Here is a 17,865-nt window from a genome sequence, read left to right as displayed (position 1 = left end):
TCATGGGCCTCAAGATCCGCCTCGCCCGCGCCGGCGCCAAGAAGCGTCCGTACTACCACATCGTGGTGGCGGACAGCCGCAGCCCGCGCGACGGCCGCTTCATCGAGAAGCTGGGCAGCTACAACCCGATGCTGCCGTCGGACCACGCCGACCGCGTGCGGCTGTTCGCCGAGCGCATCGTCTACTGGAAGTCGGTCGGCGCGCTGCCGACGGACCGCGTGGCGAAGTTCCTCGGCCATGCCGGGCTGGCGCCGATGCCGGTGTTCCCGGAGCAGCCGAAGCAGTCCGCGCCGAAGAAGAAGGCGCAGGAACGCGCGGCCGCGAACGCGGCGGGCTGAGCCAGGGAGGCTGACGGGTGGCGCGGGTGAAGCGGGTGATCGTGGGCGAGATCGGGCGGCCGCATGGCGTGCGCGGCCTCGTGCGCCTGCGCGCCTTCACCGCGGACCCGATGGCCATGGCCAGCTACGGCCCGCTGACGGATGAGGCCGGCGTGAGTCGCTTCGTCGTTACGGTGCTGCCGGACGGCATCGCCCGGATCGACGGCGTGACGGACCGCGACCAGGCGGCGAAGCTGACCGGCACCAAGCTGTTCGCCGAGCGCGACCGGCTGCCGCCGCCAGCGGACCCGGAGGAGTTCTTCCTGTGCGACCTCGAGGGCCTTCCGGCCTTCGGGGAGGATGGGGCGCAACTTGGCACGGTGCGTGCGGTCGAGGATCATGGCGCCGGGCCGTTCCTGGTGGTCGATGGTCCATCCGGTGAGCTTCTTCTGCCCTTCACCAGGGCGGTCGTGCCGGTGGTCGACATTGCCGGCGGGCGCGTCGTCGTCGCACCTCCGGCCGAGATCATCGTGCCGCCCCAGCCTGGGGAAGAAGCGGCATGACCTGGCAGGCGACCGTCCTGACGCTGTTCCCCGAGATGTTCCCGGGGCCACTCGGCTTGTCCCTCGCAGGCAAGGCGCTGCGCGACCAGCGCTGGGCGGTGGAGGCCATGGACATCCGCGGCTTCGCCACGGACCGGCACCGGACGGTGGACGATACGCCGTTTGGCGGTGGTGCGGGCATGGTGATGCGGCCGGATGTGCTGGATGCCGCCTGCGCCGCGGCGCAGGAGCGCAACCCCGGCGCGCCGCTGGTGTACCTGACGCCCCGCGGGCGACTGCTGGACCAGGCACTGGTGCGGGAGCTGTCGGCGGGACCTGGCGTGGTGCTGCTGTGCGGCCGCTACGAAGGCGTCGACCAGCGAGTGATCGAGGCGCGCGGCATGCTGGAGGTCTCCGCCGGGGATTTCGTGCTGTCGGGCGGCGAGCCCGCAGCGCTGCTGCTGCTCGATGCCTGCGTCCGGCTGCTGCCGGGCGTGATGGGCGGCGTGGCGAGCGGGGCCGAGGAAAGCCACGGCGCCGAGGGGCTGCTGGAATATCCGCACTATACGCGGCCTGCGGAATGGCAGGCGCGGCGCGTGCCGGATGTGCTGCTGTCCGGGCACCATGCGGAAGTTGCGCGCTGGCGGCGCGCGGAGGCGGAGGCGGCGACGCGTATGCGGCGGCCCGACCTCTGGGACAAACATCTTCGAAACGAGCTGGCCACGCCAGCGCGGCTGGACGGCCCTCCGGCCGCCGCCTAGATGCATTTGATTGGAAGGACCATAAGATGAATCTGCTCCAGCAGTTCGAGGCCGCGCAGCAGGCGCGCCTCTCCGAGAAGCGCCCGACTCCGGCCTTCGATGCGGGCGACACGCTCCGCGTCATGGTGAAGGTCGTTGAAGGCGAGCGCACTCGCGTGCAGGCCTATGAGGGCGTCTGCATCGCGCGCAGCAACCGCGGCCTGAACAGCAACTTCACCGTTCGCAAGCTGTCCTACGGTGAGGGCGTGGAGCGTATTTTCCCGCTGTACTCGCCGAACGTGGCCGAGATCGTCGTGGTCCGCCGCGGCAAGGTTCGGCGCGCGAAGCTGTATTACCTGCGCGGCCGGACCGGCAAGGCGGCGCGCATCGTGGAACGCGCCCGCGACAAGCGCGAAGTGCCCGCCACCGCCTGACCTCAAGCCCTCTCCCCCGGCTGCGGGGGAGAGGGTTGGGTGAGGAGGCGGCGGATGTGTTGAGATTGGGGGAAGCGATGGCCAAGCCGCGCACGCTGTTCGACAAGATCTGGGATGCCCATGTGGTGGACACGCTGCCGGATGGCACCGCGGTTCTCTACATCGACAAGCACCTGACCCACGAAGTCACCAGCCCGCAGGCCTTCGAGGGCCTTCGCCTCGCCGGGCGCAAGCTTCGCCGCCCGGACGCGACGATTGCTGTGGTGGACCACAACATCGCCACCGATGCGTCGCGCTACGGCCGGATCGAGGATCCGGAAAGCCGCACGCAGGTCGAGACGCTGGAGCGCAACGTCGTCGAATTCGGCGTGCCCTACATCCCACTGACCGATATCCGCCAGGGCATCGTGCACGTCATCGGGCCGGAACTCGGCCTGTCGCTGCCGGGCATGACTCTGGTCTGCGGCGACAGCCACACCTCGACGCATGGCGCGATGGGCGCGCTCGCCTTCGGCATCGGCACCTCCGAGGTCGAGCATGTGATGGCGACGCAGACGCTGCTGCAGAAGCCTGCGAAGAACATGCGCGTGACCGTGGATGGCGTGCTGCCGGTGGGCTGCACGGCGAAGGACATCGTGCTGGCGATCATCGGCAAGATCGGCACGGGCGGCGGCACCGGCCATGTGATCGAGTACGCCGGCGAGGCAATTCGCGCGCTCGACATGGCCGGGCGCATGACGTTGTGCAACATGACGATCGAAGCCGGTGCGCGCGCCGGCATGGTGGCGCCGGACCAGACCACCTTCGACTACGTCAAGGGCCGGCCCTTCGCACCGAAGGGCGCGGATTACGACAAGGCGGTTGCCTGGTGGAAGACGCTGCCTTCGGACGAGGGTGCGCACTTCGACAAGGAAGTGGTGCTCGACGCCGCCGGGATCGCGCCGCAGGTTACCTGGGGCACCAATCCGGAAGCGGTGCTGCCGATCACGGGCGTGGTGCCGGACCCGGCCTCCGTCGAGGATGAGGATCGCCGGGCGCAGATGCAGCGCATGCTGCACTACATGGACCTGCAGCCGGGCCAGAAGCTGGACGGGCTGAAGATCGACGTCGCCTTCATCGGCTCCTGCACCAACTCCCGCATCGAGGATATCCGCGCCGCGGCTGCCATCGCGCGTGGCCACAAGGTTGCGGAACATGTGCGCGCGCTGGTCGTGCCCGGCAGCGGGCTGGTGAAGAAGCAGGCGGAGGATGAGGGGCTCGACCTCATTCTGAAGGAAGCGGGCTTCGAGTGGCGCGAGGCGGGTTGCTCGATGTGCCTCGGCATGAACCCGGACAAGCTGACGCCGGGCCAGCGCAGCGCCAGCACCAGCAACCGCAACTTCGAGGGCCGGCAGGGGCCTGGAGGTCGCACGCACCTGGTCTCCCCGGCCATGGCGGCGGCGGCGGCGATCCACGGCCACCTTGTCGATGTGCGGAACCATCAGCCGAAGGAAGCCGTGTGAGATGCAGCCCTTCACCACGCTGACCGGCGTCGCGGCGCCGATGCCTGCGGCGAACATCGACACGGACAAGATCATCCCGGCGCGGTTCCTGAAGACCATCGCGCGCACCGGCCTCGGCAAGTCGCTGTTCGCCAACATGCGGTACCGGGAGGACGGGTCGGAGAACCCGGACTTCGTCCTCAACCAGGAGCCCTACCGCCACGCGGAGATCCTGATCGCCTTCGACAATTTCGGCTGCGGCTCCTCCCGCGAACACGCGCCCTGGGCGCTGCTGGACTTCGGCATCCGCTGCGTCATCGCCCCCGACTTCGCCGACATCTTCCACTCCAACAGCTTCAAGAACGGCGTGCTTCCCGTGGCCCTGCCGCGCGCGGTATGCGAGCAGTTGATGGAAGACGCCCGCATGGGCGGCAATGCGCGCCTCACGGTCGATCTCGAACGTCAGGTCGTCGTGCGGCCGAATGGCGAGGAAATTCCCTTCCAGGTCGATCCCTTCCGCCGCCACCTGCTGCTGAACGGCCTCGACGATATCGGGCAGACCCTGCAGCACGCGCCGGCGATCGATGGCTTCGAGGCGAAGCAGCGCGCGGCGCAGCCCTGGCTCTACGCGCAACCTTAGGACTTTCACGATGCCCGCCAACAAGAAGCTGCTGATCCTGCCGGGCGACGGCATCGGCCCGGAGGTGATGCGCGAGGTGCGCCGCATCATCGACTGGATGGACCGCAAGCGCAGCGTGACCTTCGAGGTGACGGAAGGCCTGGTCGGCGGCGCCGCGCTGGACGCCACCGGATCGCCCTGCCCGGATGAGACGGTGGCGGCGGCGACGCAGGCGGATGCGGTGCTGTTCGGCTCCGTCGGCGGCCCGAAGTGGGACAGCCTGCCCTTCGACAAGCGGCCGGAACTCGGCATCCTGCGGCTGCGCAAGGACCTGCAGCTTTTCGCCAACCTGCGCCCCGCCGTGGTCCTGGACCCGCTGGTCGATGCGTCCTCGCTGCGCGCCGACCTGGTGCGCGGCCTCGACATCATGATCGTGCGCGAGACCACCGGCGGCATCTATTTCGGCGAGCCGCGCGGCATCCACCTGAACGATCAGGGCAAGCGCGTCGGCATCGATACCGAGATCTATTCCGAGGACGAGATTGCCCGAGTCGCGCGCGTTGCCTTCGACCTGGCGCGCAAGCGCCGCCGCAAGGTGACAAGCGTCGAGAAGGCCAACGTCATGCAATCCGGCCGCCTGTGGCGCGCCGTGGTCGGCGAGGTCGGTAAGGCGGAGTTTCCGGACGTCGAGCTGGAGCACATGTACGCGGACAACTGCGCGATGCAACTGGCGTCGCGGCCGAAGCAGTTCGACGTCGTGCTCGGCGGCAACCTGTTCGGCGACGTGCTGTCGGACCTTGCGGCGGCGCTCACTGGCTCGCTCGGCATGCTGCCATCGGCCACCATCGGCGCGGTGCAGCAGGACGGACGGCGGCACGCGTTGTACGAGCCAATCCACGGCTCGGCTCCGGACATCGCCGGGCGCGGAGTCGCCAACCCCTGCGCGCAGATCCTGTCCTTCGCGATGCTGCTGCGGCTGTCCTTCGGTATGGACGAGGATGCGGCGCTGATCGAGCAATCGGTGGAAAAGGTGCTGGCCGGTGGCCTGCGCACGGCCGACATCATGGCGCCCGGAATGGCGCGTGTCGGCACCACCGTGATGGGTGAAGCGGTGTTGCGGGAGCTTGAAAAACTCTCTGCATAGAATTGGTTGGTGCGGGGTTGCGCGTCTGAAAGTCCCCCGCTATCTACCGGCTCCCGTACGGACCCGTAGCTCAATTGGATAGAGCACCAGACTACGAATCTGGGGGTTAGGGGTTCGAGTCCCTTCGGGTCCGCCACGGGTTTTCATGCAGTCGCAAGGGCTGGACCTTCATGGGTCCGGCCCTTTCGCGTTTCAGGTCGTCTTGGCTTTCGCCGTCCGCCGTGGGCGGGCGAAGGCGTAGACCACAAGCGCGAAACCCGCGATCCACAGCACGCCGACGATCCAGGGGCGCCAGGCGCGCAGGCTGAAGCCCGAGGCCGCGTCGGGGTAGGCCACGCGGACCACCGGGGAAGGCGCACTGTTCCAGGCCAGCGCCACGCCCTGGCCGTCCAGCAATGCCACGTCGCCACGGTCCAGAAGCGGGGCGCTGGCCGGCAGCAGCGGAAGGGCGCCCATGCGGCGCAGCCACAGGCCGGGATGACCCTCCGAGTCCAGCAACTGCACCGCCATCACCCGCTCAAGTCCCGAAAGATCGAGCAAGGGACGACCGGAGCCGCTGGACAGCACCACACGGCCGGCATCGAAGCGCAGCACCGGGGCGGTGCCGGCTGGTGGATCCAGGGTGGCGGCGATGAAGGGGCCGCTGGGCTGCGCCGCACTTTCGGGCACCACGGGCACGACCGTCAGCGGCGCGGCGGGCGGCACCAGGCCGCGCAGCACCCACAGCAGCGGGTTCAACTGCTCCGCCACCAGTGCCCCGCCCGGCGCGTCCACCAGCACCTGCACGCCAGCCGCGAAGGCCGGGGGCAGCGCCAGGAAGTCGCGCGCGGGCGGCGCCACGCCCAGGCGCAGGACGCTTCCGGGCAGCATCTGTGCCGGGCCGGTGGCGGCGTTGCGCTGCACGACGACCTCAAGCCGGTTCTCCAGCGCCACCAGCCCCTGCGGCACCGGCACGGCGAGCCGGCCCTGGCCCTCCGCGGACAGGGTTGCCGTGCCGAGCAGGGTCTGGTTCAGCAGCAGGCTGGCCACGGCGCGGCCGCCCGCAGGATCGGGCGCGGCGCGCAGTTCGGCCTCGATCGCCTCCGGCCAGGTTCCGGCGGGCAGGTCGCGGGTGGAGAACTCCAGCGTCCAGTTGGCGCGCGCCTGGGCCTGCGGCGCGGTGCTGCCGCGCAGGGAGGCAAGCGCCAGGGTGGCCGGTCGTGCGGTCGCGACGGGATCGGCAGGCGCGCTCAGCCCGCCCTGGATGGTGCTGCCGATCGCGCTGTCCTGCCAGGCGCTGTCCAGCAGCCCGGCGGCGCGATCCGGCTCGGCGCCGCCGAGGACCAGGACCGGCTGGCCATCCATGATCCGGACGGAGGCGGCTTCCGCGCCGGGGCCGACCAGCACCGCGCCGGTGTCCCAGATGCGGGATCCATCGGCCCCGGCTAGGGTCCGTCCCGGGGGGTTGCTGCCGATGCTGACCTGCCGGCCGGTGCGCGCCAGGGCGAGGCCGATGCGCAGGGCCGCCGCAGCTTCCGCCGGGCTGACTGGTCCGGGCCGCAGCAGCACCTGGGTCTGGCGCGGCAGCAGGCGGAACAGGGCCGCGACGCCGAGTTCGGGCGCCGGCGGCAACAGCAGCGCCAGGTGGCTTCCGGTGCGCAAGGTGGCCGTGGCCGACTCGCCCGGAGGGTCGCTGACCAGGCGAAGCTGCAGGTGCAGCAGGCCGTCCATGCGCGCCAGATCCTCCGGCGGGACCTCCAGCTCCAGCGTCAGGCGGTCCGACGCATCGGGAAAGGCGCGGCTTTCCAGCACGCGGTCATTGGCGGTGATCCGGACGGCGTGGCGTCCGGGGAAGGGCGCCGAAAGCTCGAATTCCAACACCAGCCGGGCGCCGAGGCCGGCAATGCCGCGCGGCAGCGGGAACATCAGGTCCCGCGCCGGGGCCCCGAAGGCGAGGCCCGCGGGCAGGCCCAGTTCCGGCAGGCCGATGCGCCGTTGCAGCCGTGGCTGGCGCGGCGCGGCCACGGGGCGCGGTGCGGCGATGGGAGGCGCCGCGACCGGTGGAACGGGGGCCACACCGGGCAGCGGCGGGCTGGGGGGCGGCAGCTCCACCGGGTCCGTGGTGGCTGGCGCGGCGGTGGAGGGTGCGGCCGGGGGTGGCAGGGGCAGCGGCTCGGCCGCCGGTGGGGCGGGTGCCGGGCGGCCGCGTGGCTGGGCCAGCGCGGGCGGCGTGATGGCGACCAGGGCCAGGATCAGAAGGCCGCGGCCGGCGTCCTGGATGACGTGATAGGGGTCTCGCACGGTTCCTCGGGCAAAGGCGGCGGAATGGCGGGCCGCATGCGAGACTAGGCACCACGGCCAGCCCGGTCGACCACGCCGCCGGTTCAGTTCCGCGCGAGCAGACGGCGGTTCAGTAGCCGCGCTCCGGCTCCGCCAGCAGCGGAAAGGCCGAATGGACGTGCGGCACCACCACCGGAGCGACCTGTTGCAGCATGGACCGCTCGACCGCCGCGAAGCTGGTGGCGCCGAGCAGGCCGAGGCAGGTCTGCACCTCGTCCTCCAGCAATTGCAGCACGCGCCGGACGCCATCCTGGCCGCCGGCGGCCAGGCCGTAGCAGTACAGCCGCCCGAGGCCGACCACTTCCGCCCCCAGGGCCACCGCCTTCACCAGGTCCGAGCCACGGCTGATGCCGCCATCCATCCAGACCCGGGCGCGGCCGCCCACGGCCTCCACCACCTCCGGCAGCACGGCCAGCGAGCCGCGGCCGTGGTCGAGCTGGCGGCCGCCATGGTTCGAAACGTAGACCACCTCGATGCCGTGCTGGACCGCGATTTCGGCATCCTCGCCAGTGCCGATGCCCTTCAGGATCAGCGTCACGCCGGGATGCGTTTCGCGGATGCGGGCGATGTCGGACCAGTTGAACGCGGCCTGGTAGTTCATGCCGGTGTTGCGGGCGCGCCAGTGCTTGACGAAGCGCTTGGCGATGTCGCGCTCCCGCCGGCTGTAGTGCGCGGTGTCCACCGTGATGGCGAAGGCGTCGTAGCCGGCATCCATGGCGCGGCGGATGTGCTCGTCGATGAAGTCCGCGTCGCCGCGGACATAGAGTTGAAAGACCTTGGCGCCGTCCGGATTGGCGGTGGCGGAGCCTTCCAGGCCCGGCTCCGTGACGCTGCTGACGATGATCGGCACGCCGAATTCCGCTGCCGCGCGCCCGGCGGTCGCCGCACCGCCCGGGTCGAAGCTGTCCAGCGAACCGACCGGTGCGAGGGCCACCGGAAGCCGGATGCGTCGCTTGCCGAGGAAATCGCCGCTGCTGTCCACCTTGCTGACATCGCGCAGCACGCGCGGCCGGAAGGCCCAGGCATCCAGCGCGGCGCGGTTGCGCTGCATGGTGGTCTCGGTCTCGGTGGCGCCGACCAGGTAGTCCCAGATGTTAGCGTTGAGCCTGATCTTGGCGGCCTTCACCAGCTCATGCAGCGTCTGGAACTTCTCACCGGCTTCGGTCGACATGCTTCCACCCCTTGGACTTCGCCGACAGTTTGCAATGCACTGGCGGCGGAGCCTAGCCCCGTAGGGTGGGTTCAGCTGCGCAGCCGGCGCAACTCCGCCAGGATGGCCTGGGCACGGGGCAGGGCGCGCAGGGCGTCCGGCGGGGCAGGCAGCCGGCGGCGCCAGTTCGGGCGTTCGCGATCCGTGCCGGGCAGGTTCACCGCCACGGTCTCCCCGGCCAAGTCCTCGGTCTGCACCAGCAGCATGGCGGAGGCGGAGGCGGCGACGAAGCCATGGATCGCAGCAGCCAGGGCGTCGTCCATAGGGCTATCCGCTGTGGCGCCGGGCGGGCGCAGGCCCTGGCTGTCCAGCGCTTCCAGCAGCGCGGCGCGGTCGGCGGCGCGTTCGGCCCAGGCGGAATCCGGATCGGCGAGCAGGCCGAGCCCGGCGCGCTCCGTCAGGTCCGCGCCCATCCAGAAGCCTGCCAGCGTGGCGAGGTCGTGGGTGGAGACGCAGGCGGCGGCGCGGGCGGGCCAGGTCTCCGGCGGCTTGAACTGCGGCCCCTGCCGTTCGAACCACAGCACGCGGTAGGACAGGACGTTGGCGGCTTGCAGCGCCTCGCCCATGCCCTCCGGCACGGTGCCGAGGTCCTCGCCCACCACCAGGCATTTCGCGCGGTGGCTCTCGATCGCCATCTGGCCCAGGAAGTCGGAGAAGGGCTGGGCGAGGTAGGTCCCCTCCGACCCCTTCGCACCTTCCGGCACCAGGAACAGCCGGCGCAGGCCGAGCACGTGGTCCACGCGCAGCGCCGCGGCGTGGCGCATGTTGGCGCGGATCAGGCGGGCGAAGGCGGCATGACCGTTGGCGGCGCCGGCGCGCGGGTCGGGCGGCGGCAGGCCCCAGACCTGGCCCTCGGCGGCGAAGGGGTCGGGCGGGGCACCGACCGAGAAGCCGGACAGGAAGCGGCTGTCGCGCGACCAGCTTTCGGCGCCATCGGGCGCGGAGCCCACGGCGAGGTCGCGGTACAGCCCGGCCCCGGCACGGCCGGCCACGCCAAGCTGCGCGTCGGCCAGCCATTGCTGGAAGGCGGCGAGGCCGATCTCCTGCGGGTGCTGCGCGCGGAATGCGGCGACGCCGGCATCCTCGCCGTGGCGCAGGCCGGCCGGCCAGTTGCGGGCGTCGCCGTGGCCGACCTGGTTGGCGATGGCGACCCAGGTGCAGAACTGCTTCAGCGCCTGGCCGCCCTCCTGGCGGAACGCCGCGAAGTCGGGCTGGCCCGGGGGCAACGCCTGCCAGGCGGCGCGCAGCACGGCCTGCTTGGCGGTCCAGACCGCGGCGTGGTCGACAGCCGTGCGCGCCGAGAGGTCGCGGAACAGCGGCTCCGCTTGGGCCAGCGCTGCGCGGACCGCCGGCAGGTCGCCGAGCATGGGCAGGCCAGTGACGTCGATGTAGATCGGGTCGAGGAACCGGCGGTCGCAGGGATGGTAGGGGCTGGCGCGCTCGCGATCGGTCGGGAACAGCGCGTGCGGCGGGCTGAGGCCGGCCAGCATGGCGCCTTCCGCGGCGGCCATGCGGGCGAAATCCGCCACCGCGGTGAAGTCGCCGATACCCTGGTCTCGGGCGTGGCGCAGGCCGTAGATCTGGGCCGAGAGGCCGAAGCGGCGCTCGCCGTCCTCCAGCGGCAGGTAGCAGCGCAGGGGCGCCACCGCGATGATGCAGCGCCGGTCCGGCGCCGCCTCTTCGAACACGCTATGGCGGCCGATGGGCAGCGGCGGCAGCGCTACCAGGCGCTGCGCGGCGGGACGGCCATCGGGCAGGGTCAGGCGCTGCGTCGCGCCGGCGGTCGGCGGCACCTCGACGCGGTGTTCCTGGCCGTCCTCGCAGGTGATGCGCAGCATCACGGGGCGGTCGGACAGCGGCAGCGGCAGGTCCACCGGCGCGTCGCCCCGATGGGTGAGGGAGGCGGGCAGGCCGGGCGGGGCCGACAGGCGCGACAGGCTGTCGCGGATCGCCCCGGCATTCTCCGCCGGCAGGTCCAGCGCGCCGAGCAGGGCGCGCAGCGTGGTGGCGGGCACGATCGTCTCGGCGCCGCCGATCGGGTACCAGCGCGTGTCGATCCCCGCGGCACGGGCGAGGCGGGCAAGCAGGGCGCCGTCATCCGCCGCACCGCTCGGCAGCGGCGCCTCCGCCAGCAACAGCACGGCGCGGGCGGGCAGGGTGGTGGGCAGCGCGGTGGCGGTGGGGGCGCTGCTGTCGGCGAGCAGTTCCCAGCCCTGGCCGGGGCGTGGCGGAGGCAGGACGAAGGGCGTCGCCTCCCCGGCGTTCAGGGCGAGCAGGCAGCGGTCGCCGTCGGTGTGCAGCAGGACCGCCACGGCGCGGCGCTCCGGATCATGCCAGGCGGCGTGGTCCATCGGCGTGGCGTCGGGGCGCAGCCAGGAAACATCCGGCAGGCCATCGGGCTGCGGCACGCCGGTCAGCGGCGCGGTGTCGTGCAAGGCCGGGTGGGCCAGGCGCGCCTTCACCAGCTTGCGGGTGAAGTCGCGCAGCCCGAGATCGAGGCGCGACCAGTCGAGGAAGCTCAGCGCATTGTCCTGCGCATAGGCGTTGTTGTTGCCGCCCTGGCTGCGCCCCGCTTCGTCGCCCATCGAGAGCATCGGCGTGCCGCGCGACAGCAGCAGGGTGGCGAGCAGGGCGCGGATGTCGGACTGGCGGCGCGCCTGGATTTCGGCGTCGTCGGTCGGCCCTTCGACGCCGTTGTTCCAGGAGATGTTGTCGTCGGTGCCGTCGCGGTTGTGCTCGCCATTGGCGTGGTTGCGCTTGTGGGCGTGGCTGACCAGGTCGGCCAGCGTGAAGCCGTCATGCGCGGTGACGTAGTTCACGCTGTCGGACAGCGGGCGATGGACGAAGGTGTCGGCGGAGCCGGCAAGGCGCGTGGCCATTGCGCCGATACGCCCGGAATCGCCACGCCAGAAGCGGCGCGAATCGTCACGGAAGCGGTCGTTCCATTCACCCCAGCCCGGCGGGAAGCGGCCAAGCTGATAGCCGCCCATGCCGATGTCCCAGGGCTCCGCGACGATGAGCAGGCGGCGCAGCACCGGGTCCTGCCGCATCGCCTGGATCAGCGGCGCGTCGGCGTCGAATCCGGTGTCGCGCCGCGCCAGCGTGGTCGCGAGGTCGAGCCGGAAGCCGTCCAGCCCCGACTGTTCCGCCCAGTGCCGGAAGGCGTCCATCACCAGGCGCAGCGGCCAGGGCCGGTCCAGCGCCAGAGTGTTGCCGCAGCCGGCGTCGTTGGCGTAGCGGCGGCCATCCTCCGGCAGCAGTCGGTGGAAGGCGGCGTTGGCGAGGCCCTTGAGCGACAGGGTTGGACCGAGTTCGTCGCACTCGCCGGTGTGGTTGAACACCACGTCCTGGATCACCGCGATTCCGGCGGCATGCAGCGCCTCCACCGCGGCGCGGATTTCCGCCATGCCGCCAGGTGCCAGCCGAGGATCCGGCGCCAGCATCGCCACCGGGTTGTAGCCCCAGTAGTTGGTGAGGCCGAGCGGCGGCAGGTGGCGCTCCTCGATCCAGGCCGCCGTGGGCAGGAGTTCGACCGTGGTGACGCCAAGCGCGCGCAGGTATTCGACCGAAGATGGATGACCCAGCCCGGCGAAGGTGCCGCGCTGGTCCGGCGGCACATCCGGGTTCAGGGCGGAGAAGCCCTTCACATGCAACTCGTAGATCACCTGCGGGCCGCGCGGCGCACGCCCGGGGGTGGGCGGCAGCGGGGCGGTGAGGATCGCCTTGGGCAGGAAGGGCGCGCTGTCCGTCTCGTCCGGCGCCTCGCCGGTGTCGAACTGCGCGGGATGCAGGGCAAAGGCGCGGTCCAGCGCGCGCGCCCAGGGGTCGACCAGCAGCTTGTGGGCGTTGAAGCGGTGGCCGCGGGACGGCTTCCACGGCCCGTCGACGCGCAGCCCGTAGCGGGCGCCCTCCGCCAACCCGGCGACATGGCCGTGATGCACATCCCCGGTGCGGCCGGGCAGGCGGATGCGGGCGGTCTCGCGGCCATGCGCGTCGAACAGACAGATGGACACGGCGGTGGCGCCGGGGGCGGGGTAGGCGAAGTTGGCACCCGTCTCGTCGAGGTTGGCCCCGAGCGGCTCGGGCCAGCCCGGCGATGGTTCAGACGGCATGCGTGACGGTCTCCCGGTACAAGGCGGCGTAGCGTGCCGCCGACCGGGTCCAGGAGACATCGGTGCGCAGCGCGTTGGACTGCAACCGCCGAAACACGTCCTGGTTGCGCCACAATCCGCCAGTGCGCAGGATTGCCGCCTCCAGCATCTCCCGCGTCACCGGGGAGAAGTGGAGGCCGGTGCCCTGGCCCTCGGCCAGCGCCATCTCGTTGGCGTCGATGACGCTGTCGGACAGGCCGCCGACATGCGCCACCAGCGGCAGCGCGCCGTAGCGGAGCGCGCAGAGCTGCGCGAGGCCGCAGGGCTCGAACCGGCTCGGCACCAGCACCACGTCGGCGCCGGCGTAGATCTGGCGGGCCAGCGCCTCGTCATAGCCGATCTCGCAGCCGACCCGGCCGGGGTTCGCGTTAGCCGCGCCGCGCAGCCCCTGTTCCAGCCCCGGCTCCCCGGCACCCAGCACCCCGAGTTGCGCGCCCTGGCCGAGCAGGGTTGGCAGTGCCCCGAGGATGAGGTCGACACCCTTCTGCCAGGTCAGCCGGCCGACAAAGCCGAACAGCAGCGCGTCCGGATCTTCCTCCAGCCCCAACCGGCGTTGCAGGGCGGCCTTGTTGGCGGCGCGGGGGCCGAGATCGCTTGCGCTGAAGGCGGCCGGCAGCAGCGCGTCGCCGGCAGGGTCCCAGCTGGCGGTGTCGATGCCGTTCAGGATGCCGGAAACGGCCTCCGCCCGGCCCCGCAGCAGACCATCAAGGCCCATGCCCATCTCCGGCGTGCGGATTTCCGCGGCGTAGGTGGGCGATACGGTGGTCAGGTGATCCGCGTACCAGAGTCCGGCCTTGAGGAAGCCGAGCGTGCCGAAATACTCCAGCCCCTCGACCGACAGCGCCTGCGGCGGCAGGCCGAGGCGTGGGAACAGGGACAGCGGGAACTGCCCCTGGAAGGCCAGGTTGTGCACCGTGAAGATGCTGGGGATTCGCCGGGCGCCTGGCGCGAAGCGCAGGTAGGCGGCGGCGAGGCCCGCCTGCCAGTCATGCGCATGCACCAGCTCGAAGGCCAGGTTGCGCAGCCCCCCGGTCGCGACCAGTGCCGCCATGGCGCCGAGCGCCGCGAAGCGCAGGCCGTTGTCCGGCCATTCGGTGCCGGCGGGGGAGAGGTACGGGTTGCCCGGCCGGTCGAACAGGTGCGGCGCGTCGATCGCGATCAGGTCGAGCCCCGCAACCTCCCCGCGCTGCAGCCGGGCCGGGCCGCCGAACAGGTCGTCGATCCGCCGCAGCGCCCGACCGCCGCCGAGCGCCGCCATCACGGCAGGGTAGCCGGGCAGCAGCGTGGTGACCTTGCAGTCCTGCGCCGCCAGCGCCGCCGGCAGCGCGCCGACCACATCGGCCAGCCCGCCGGTCTTGACCAAGGGCACGCATTCGGAGGCGACGGAGAGGATGCGGAGGGTCATTCCCCGAGCTTGTCGAGCATCGCCTGCGTCACCAGGCAGATGCCCTTCTCGGTGCGGCGGAAGCGGCGTGCGTCCTCCTCCGGGTCCTCGCCGATGACCAGGCCCTCCGGGATGCGCACGCCGCGGTCGATGACCACATTGGTCAGCCGGGCCCCGCGGCCGACATCGACATAGGGCAGGATCACCGCCCCCTCGATGCGCGCGAAGGAATGAAGGTGGACGCCGGTGCAGAGCAGCGACCGGCGTGCGCTGGCGCCGGAGACGATGCAGCCGCCGGAAATCAGGGACGAGATCGCCTCGCCGCGCCGCCCGTCCTCGTCGTGGACGAACTTCGCCGGCGGCACGATCTCGGCATAGGTCCAGATCGGCCAATCGCGATCGAACAGGTCGAGCTCCGGCACCACGTCCGTCAAGTCGATGTTCGCTTCCCAATAGGCGTCGATGGTGCCGGCGTCGCGCCAGTAGGGCTTGGCCTCCGCGCCGGAGCGGACGCAGCTGCGCTCGAAGCGATGCGCCACGGCCTTACCGTGCTTCACCAGGTAGGGGATGATGTCGTGGCCGAAGTCGCGCTGGCTGCCCGGCTCGGCGGCGTCGCGGCGCAACTGGTCGAACAGGAACTTCGTCTCGAAGACGTAGATGCCCATGGAGGCCAGCGCCAGATCCTCCCGCCCCGGAATGCCGGGCGGGTCGGCGGGCTTTTCCAGGAACTGCACGATCTGGCTTTCGGTGTTCACATGCATGACGCCGAAGGCACGGGCTTCCAGCCGCGGCACGGCGATGCAGCCCACCGTCACGTCCGCGCCGCTGTCCACATGCTGCTGCAGCATGTGCTCGTAATCCTGCTTGTACACATGGTCGCCGGCCAGGATGACCATGTGGCGCGGCGCCATGTCCTCGATGATGTCGATGTTCTGGTACACGGCGTCCGCCGTGCCGAGGTACCAGTTGGCGCCATCGCCGCGCTGGCTGGCGGGCAGGATGTCGAAGGTCTCGTTGCGCTCCGGCCGCAGGAAGTTCCAGCCGCGTTGCAGGTGCCGGATCAGGCTGTGCGCCTTGTACTGCGTTGCCACGCCGATGCGCCGGATGCCGGAATTGATGGCGTTGGACAGCGCGAAATCGATGATGCGGGACTTGCCGCCGAAAAAAACCGCCGGCTTGGCGCGGCGGTCGGTCAGTTCCATCAGCCGGCTGCCCCGCCCGCCCGCCAGCACGAAGGCCATGGCGGTGCGGGCCAACGGCGCGGAGGCCTGGCTACGGCTCTGTGGCATGCGTCTCGCCCCTCGTTTCGTTCTCGATCTCGTCCGCCATCAGATAGATGGTGGCGAGGGGCGGCAAGACCACCACGGCGGAAGCCGGCAGGCCATGCGCGGGCAAGTCCTCCGCCGCTACCCGACCCAGATTGCCCATGCCCGAGCCGCCGAAACCAGTGGCATCGGTGTTCAACACCTCGCGCCAAACGCCGGATCGGGGCAAGCCGAAGCGGAGCGTGGTGCGCGGCACCGGGGTCATGTTGCACAGCACGGCGACGGGCGGGCCGCCGGCGGGGTCCAGGCGCAGCCAGCTGAACACCGACATTTCCGCATTGTCGGCATCGATCCAGCGGAAACCAGACGGGTCGGCGTCCCCGGCATGCAGGGCGGGCAGGGTGCGGTGGAGGTGGTTGAGCTCACGGACCAGGCCCTGCACGCCGTGGTGCGGTGGGAATTGCAACAGCCACCAATCCAGCTCCCGCGCCTCCGACCATTCGCGCCACTGGGCGAACTCGCCGCCCATGAACAGCAGCTTCTTGCCGGGATGGCCCCACATCATCGCGTAGTAGGCGCGGAGCGTGGCGAATCGCTGCCAGTCGTCGCCCGGCATGCGGCCGAGCAGAGAGCCCTTGCCGTGCACCACCTCGTCATGGCTCAGCGGCAGCACGAAGCGTTCGGAGAAGGCGTACATCAGGCCGAAGGTGACCAGGTTGTGGTGCCAGCGCCGGTGCAGAGGGTCCATCGCCACGTAGCGCAGCGTGTCGTTCATCCAGCCCATGTTCCACTTGAACTGGAAGCCTAGCCCGCCCTCCGCGATGGGGTGGGTGATGCCGGGAAAGCTGGTCGATTCCTCGGCGAAGACGGCAACGCCGGGAGCCTCCTCGGCCAGCAGGGCGTTGACCTGGCGCAGGAAGCCGATGGCCTCCGCATGTTCGGTGCCGCCCTGGGCGTTGGGCGCCCAGTCGCCCGCGCCGCGGCCGTGGTCGAGATAGACCATGGAGGACACGGCATCGACGCGCAGCCCATCTGCGTGAAAGTCCCGCACCCAATACAGTGCGTTGGAGGCGAGGTATCCCGCCACCTCCCGCCGGCCGAAATCATAGGTGGCGGTGCCCCAGCCGCGGTGGAAGCCGCGCTTCGGGTCGGGGTGCTCGTACAGGGTTCCACCATCGAAGCGCGCCAGCCCATGCGCGTCCTGGGGGAAATGCGCCGGCACCCAGTCCAGGATCACGCCGACGCCCTGGGCGTGGCAGGCCGCGACGAATCGCTTCAGCCCATCCGCATCGCCGAGCCGGGCGGTGGGCGCATGCAGGCCGATGGGCTGGTAGCCCCAGCTTTCATCCAGCGGGTGTTCCATCACCGGCATCAGCTCGATGTGGGTGAAGCCGAGCCAGGCGACGTAGGGGACCAGCGCGACGACAAGGTCGTCCCAGTCGTAGAAGCGGCCATCGGGATGACGGCGCCAGGAGGCGGCGTGAACCTCGTACACCGAGACCGGCGCGCGCGCCGAGTTGCGCGTGGCACGGCTGGCGATGAAGGCCTGGTCCGTCCAGGCGAAGGGCGGCGCCGGCTGGACCAGGGAGGCATTCTCCGGCCGAAGCTGTGCGGCGCGGCCGAAGGGGTCGGCTTTCAGCGGCAGAACTTGCCCATCGGCGCCCAGGACCTCGAACTTGTACGCGGCGCCGGCCTCGAGGCCGGGGAGGAAGATCTCCCACAGCCCGCTGTCGTGCCGCTTCCGCATGGGGTGGCGGCGGCCGTCCCAGGCGTTGAAATCGCCGACGACGGACACGCGGCGGGCATTTGGCGCCCAGACCGCGAAGCGGGTGCCCGGCGTTCCTTCATGCGTGACCAGGTGCGCGCCGAGGCGTTCATGCAGGTGGCGATGCGTGCCCTCGACCAGCAGATGGTCGTCGAGCGGGCCGAGGGTGGGGCCAAACCGGTAGGGGTCCTCGACCGGCCAGCATCCCTCGGAATGTTCGGCGCGCAGTCTGTAGGCGAAGGGCAGGGTGTGGCCGGGCAGCAGGCCCTCGAACAGCCCACAGGGATCGCGGTGCTCGAGGGCCACGGCGGCACCGCCATCCGCCGGCAGCACGAACAGCCGCGTGGCATCCGGCACCAGGGCCCGCACCACCAGGCCTTGTTCCACCAGGTGCGGCCCGAGCCAAGCGAAGGGGTCGCCGTGGCGGGCGTTCCGCAGGGCTTCGATCTCGCCCTGCGGCATGCGCCAGCTGTCAGGCATCAACGCTTGACCGT

13 protein-coding genes and 1 tRNA gene are annotated in these 17,865 nt (G+C 71.0%); 8 read left to right on the top strand and 6 right to left on the bottom strand.

Annotation, left to right across the window (positions count from 1 at the left end; all coding sequences use genetic code 11):
- The first annotated feature begins 2 nt into the window (after nt 1–2).
- The 8 genes from rpsP to ACLF3G_RS01605 all read left to right on the top strand — a co-directional run bounded on the left by rpsP (nt 3) and on the right by ACLF3G_RS01605 (nt 5,413).
- Nucleotides 3–338, top strand: coding sequence for a 30S ribosomal protein S16 (rpsP, locus tag ACLF3G_RS01640; protein ID WP_430667569.1), 336 nt, complete (start codon nt 3–5; stop codon nt 336–338).
- 26 nt (nt 339–364) lie between these two features.
- Nucleotides 365–880, top strand: a complete 516-nt coding sequence (gene rimM / locus ACLF3G_RS01635) for a ribosome maturation factor RimM (protein WP_430668125.1) — start codon at nt 365–367, stop codon at nt 878–880.
- Nucleotides 877–1,620 (top strand): tRNA (guanosine(37)-N1)-methyltransferase TrmD, encoded by a 744-nt coding sequence (gene trmD, locus ACLF3G_RS01630; RefSeq protein ID WP_430667568.1) that lies wholly within the window; start codon nt 877–879, stop codon nt 1,618–1,620. The genes rimM and trmD overlap by 4 nt, the downstream gene beginning before the upstream one ends.
- 26 nt (nt 1,621–1,646) lie before the next feature.
- Nucleotides 1,647–2,033 (top strand): 50S ribosomal protein L19, encoded by a 387-nt coding sequence (gene rplS, locus ACLF3G_RS01625; protein ID WP_430667567.1) that lies wholly within the window; start codon nt 1,647–1,649, stop codon nt 2,031–2,033.
- A gap of 77 nt (nt 2,034–2,110) precedes the next feature.
- Nucleotides 2,111–3,535 carry a 3-isopropylmalate dehydratase large subunit gene (gene leuC / locus ACLF3G_RS01620; protein ID WP_430667566.1) on the top strand — a complete coding sequence of 475 codons (1,425 nt, stop codon included), beginning with the start codon at nt 2,111–2,113 and terminating at the stop codon, nt 3,533–3,535.
- Between the two features lies 1 nt (nt 3,536).
- Nucleotides 3,537–4,154 carry a 3-isopropylmalate dehydratase small subunit gene (gene leuD, locus ACLF3G_RS01615; RefSeq protein ID WP_430667565.1) on the top strand — a complete coding sequence of 206 codons (618 nt, stop codon included), beginning with the start codon at nt 3,537–3,539 and terminating at the stop codon, nt 4,152–4,154.
- Nucleotides 4,155–4,164: 10 nt separating this feature from the next.
- Nucleotides 4,165–5,277, top strand: coding sequence for a 3-isopropylmalate dehydrogenase (gene leuB, locus ACLF3G_RS01610; protein ID WP_430667564.1), 1,113 nt, complete (start codon nt 4,165–4,167; stop codon nt 5,275–5,277).
- Between the two features lie 59 nt (nt 5,278–5,336).
- A tRNA-Arg gene (locus ACLF3G_RS01605) sits at nt 5,337–5,413 on the top strand.
- A 56-nt stretch (nt 5,414–5,469) separates the two neighbouring features.
- On the opposite strand, the gene ACLF3G_RS01600 is transcribed toward ACLF3G_RS01605, so the two are convergent.
- The 6 genes from ACLF3G_RS01600 to glgB all read right to left on the bottom strand — a co-directional run bounded on the left by ACLF3G_RS01600 (nt 5,470) and on the right by glgB (nt 17,851).
- Nucleotides 5,470–7,557, bottom strand: a complete 2,088-nt coding sequence (locus ACLF3G_RS01600; RefSeq protein WP_430667563.1) for a hypothetical protein — start codon at nt 7,555–7,557, stop codon at nt 5,470–5,472.
- Between the two features lie 109 nt (nt 7,558–7,666).
- Complete coding sequence (locus ACLF3G_RS01595; RefSeq protein ID WP_430667562.1) at nt 7,667–8,767, bottom strand: alpha-hydroxy acid oxidase; 1,101 nt, start codon at nt 8,765–8,767, stop codon at nt 7,667–7,669.
- A 71-nt stretch (nt 8,768–8,838) separates the two neighbouring features.
- Nucleotides 8,839–12,918 (bottom strand): glycogen debranching protein GlgX, encoded by a 4,080-nt coding sequence (gene glgX, locus ACLF3G_RS01590; protein ID WP_430667561.1) that lies wholly within the window; start codon nt 12,916–12,918, stop codon nt 8,839–8,841.
- Complete coding sequence (glgA, locus tag ACLF3G_RS01585) at nt 12,908–14,362, bottom strand: glycogen synthase GlgA (protein WP_430667560.1); 1,455 nt, start codon at nt 14,360–14,362, stop codon at nt 12,908–12,910. The genes glgX and glgA overlap by 11 nt, the downstream gene beginning before the upstream one ends.
- Nucleotides 14,359–15,630, bottom strand: coding sequence for a glucose-1-phosphate adenylyltransferase (gene glgC, locus ACLF3G_RS01580; RefSeq protein ID WP_430667559.1), 1,272 nt, complete (start codon nt 15,628–15,630; stop codon nt 14,359–14,361). The genes glgA and glgC overlap by 4 nt, the downstream gene beginning before the upstream one ends.
- Nucleotides 15,614–17,851: a 1,4-alpha-glucan branching protein GlgB gene (gene glgB, locus ACLF3G_RS01575; RefSeq protein ID WP_430667558.1), complete on the bottom strand. Its 2,238-nt coding sequence runs from the start codon at nt 17,849–17,851 to the stop codon at nt 15,614–15,616. The genes glgC and glgB overlap by 17 nt, the downstream gene beginning before the upstream one ends.
- Nucleotides 17,852–17,865: the final 14 nt, after the last annotated feature.

This window comes from Falsiroseomonas sp. HC035, from assembly GCF_050563525.1.
In the GTDB taxonomy this organism is placed as follows: Bacteria; Pseudomonadota; Alphaproteobacteria; order Acetobacterales; family Acetobacteraceae; genus Falsiroseomonas.
Note: the sequence above shows the minus strand (reverse complement) of the source record. Positions and strands in the feature narration are given on the sequence as shown.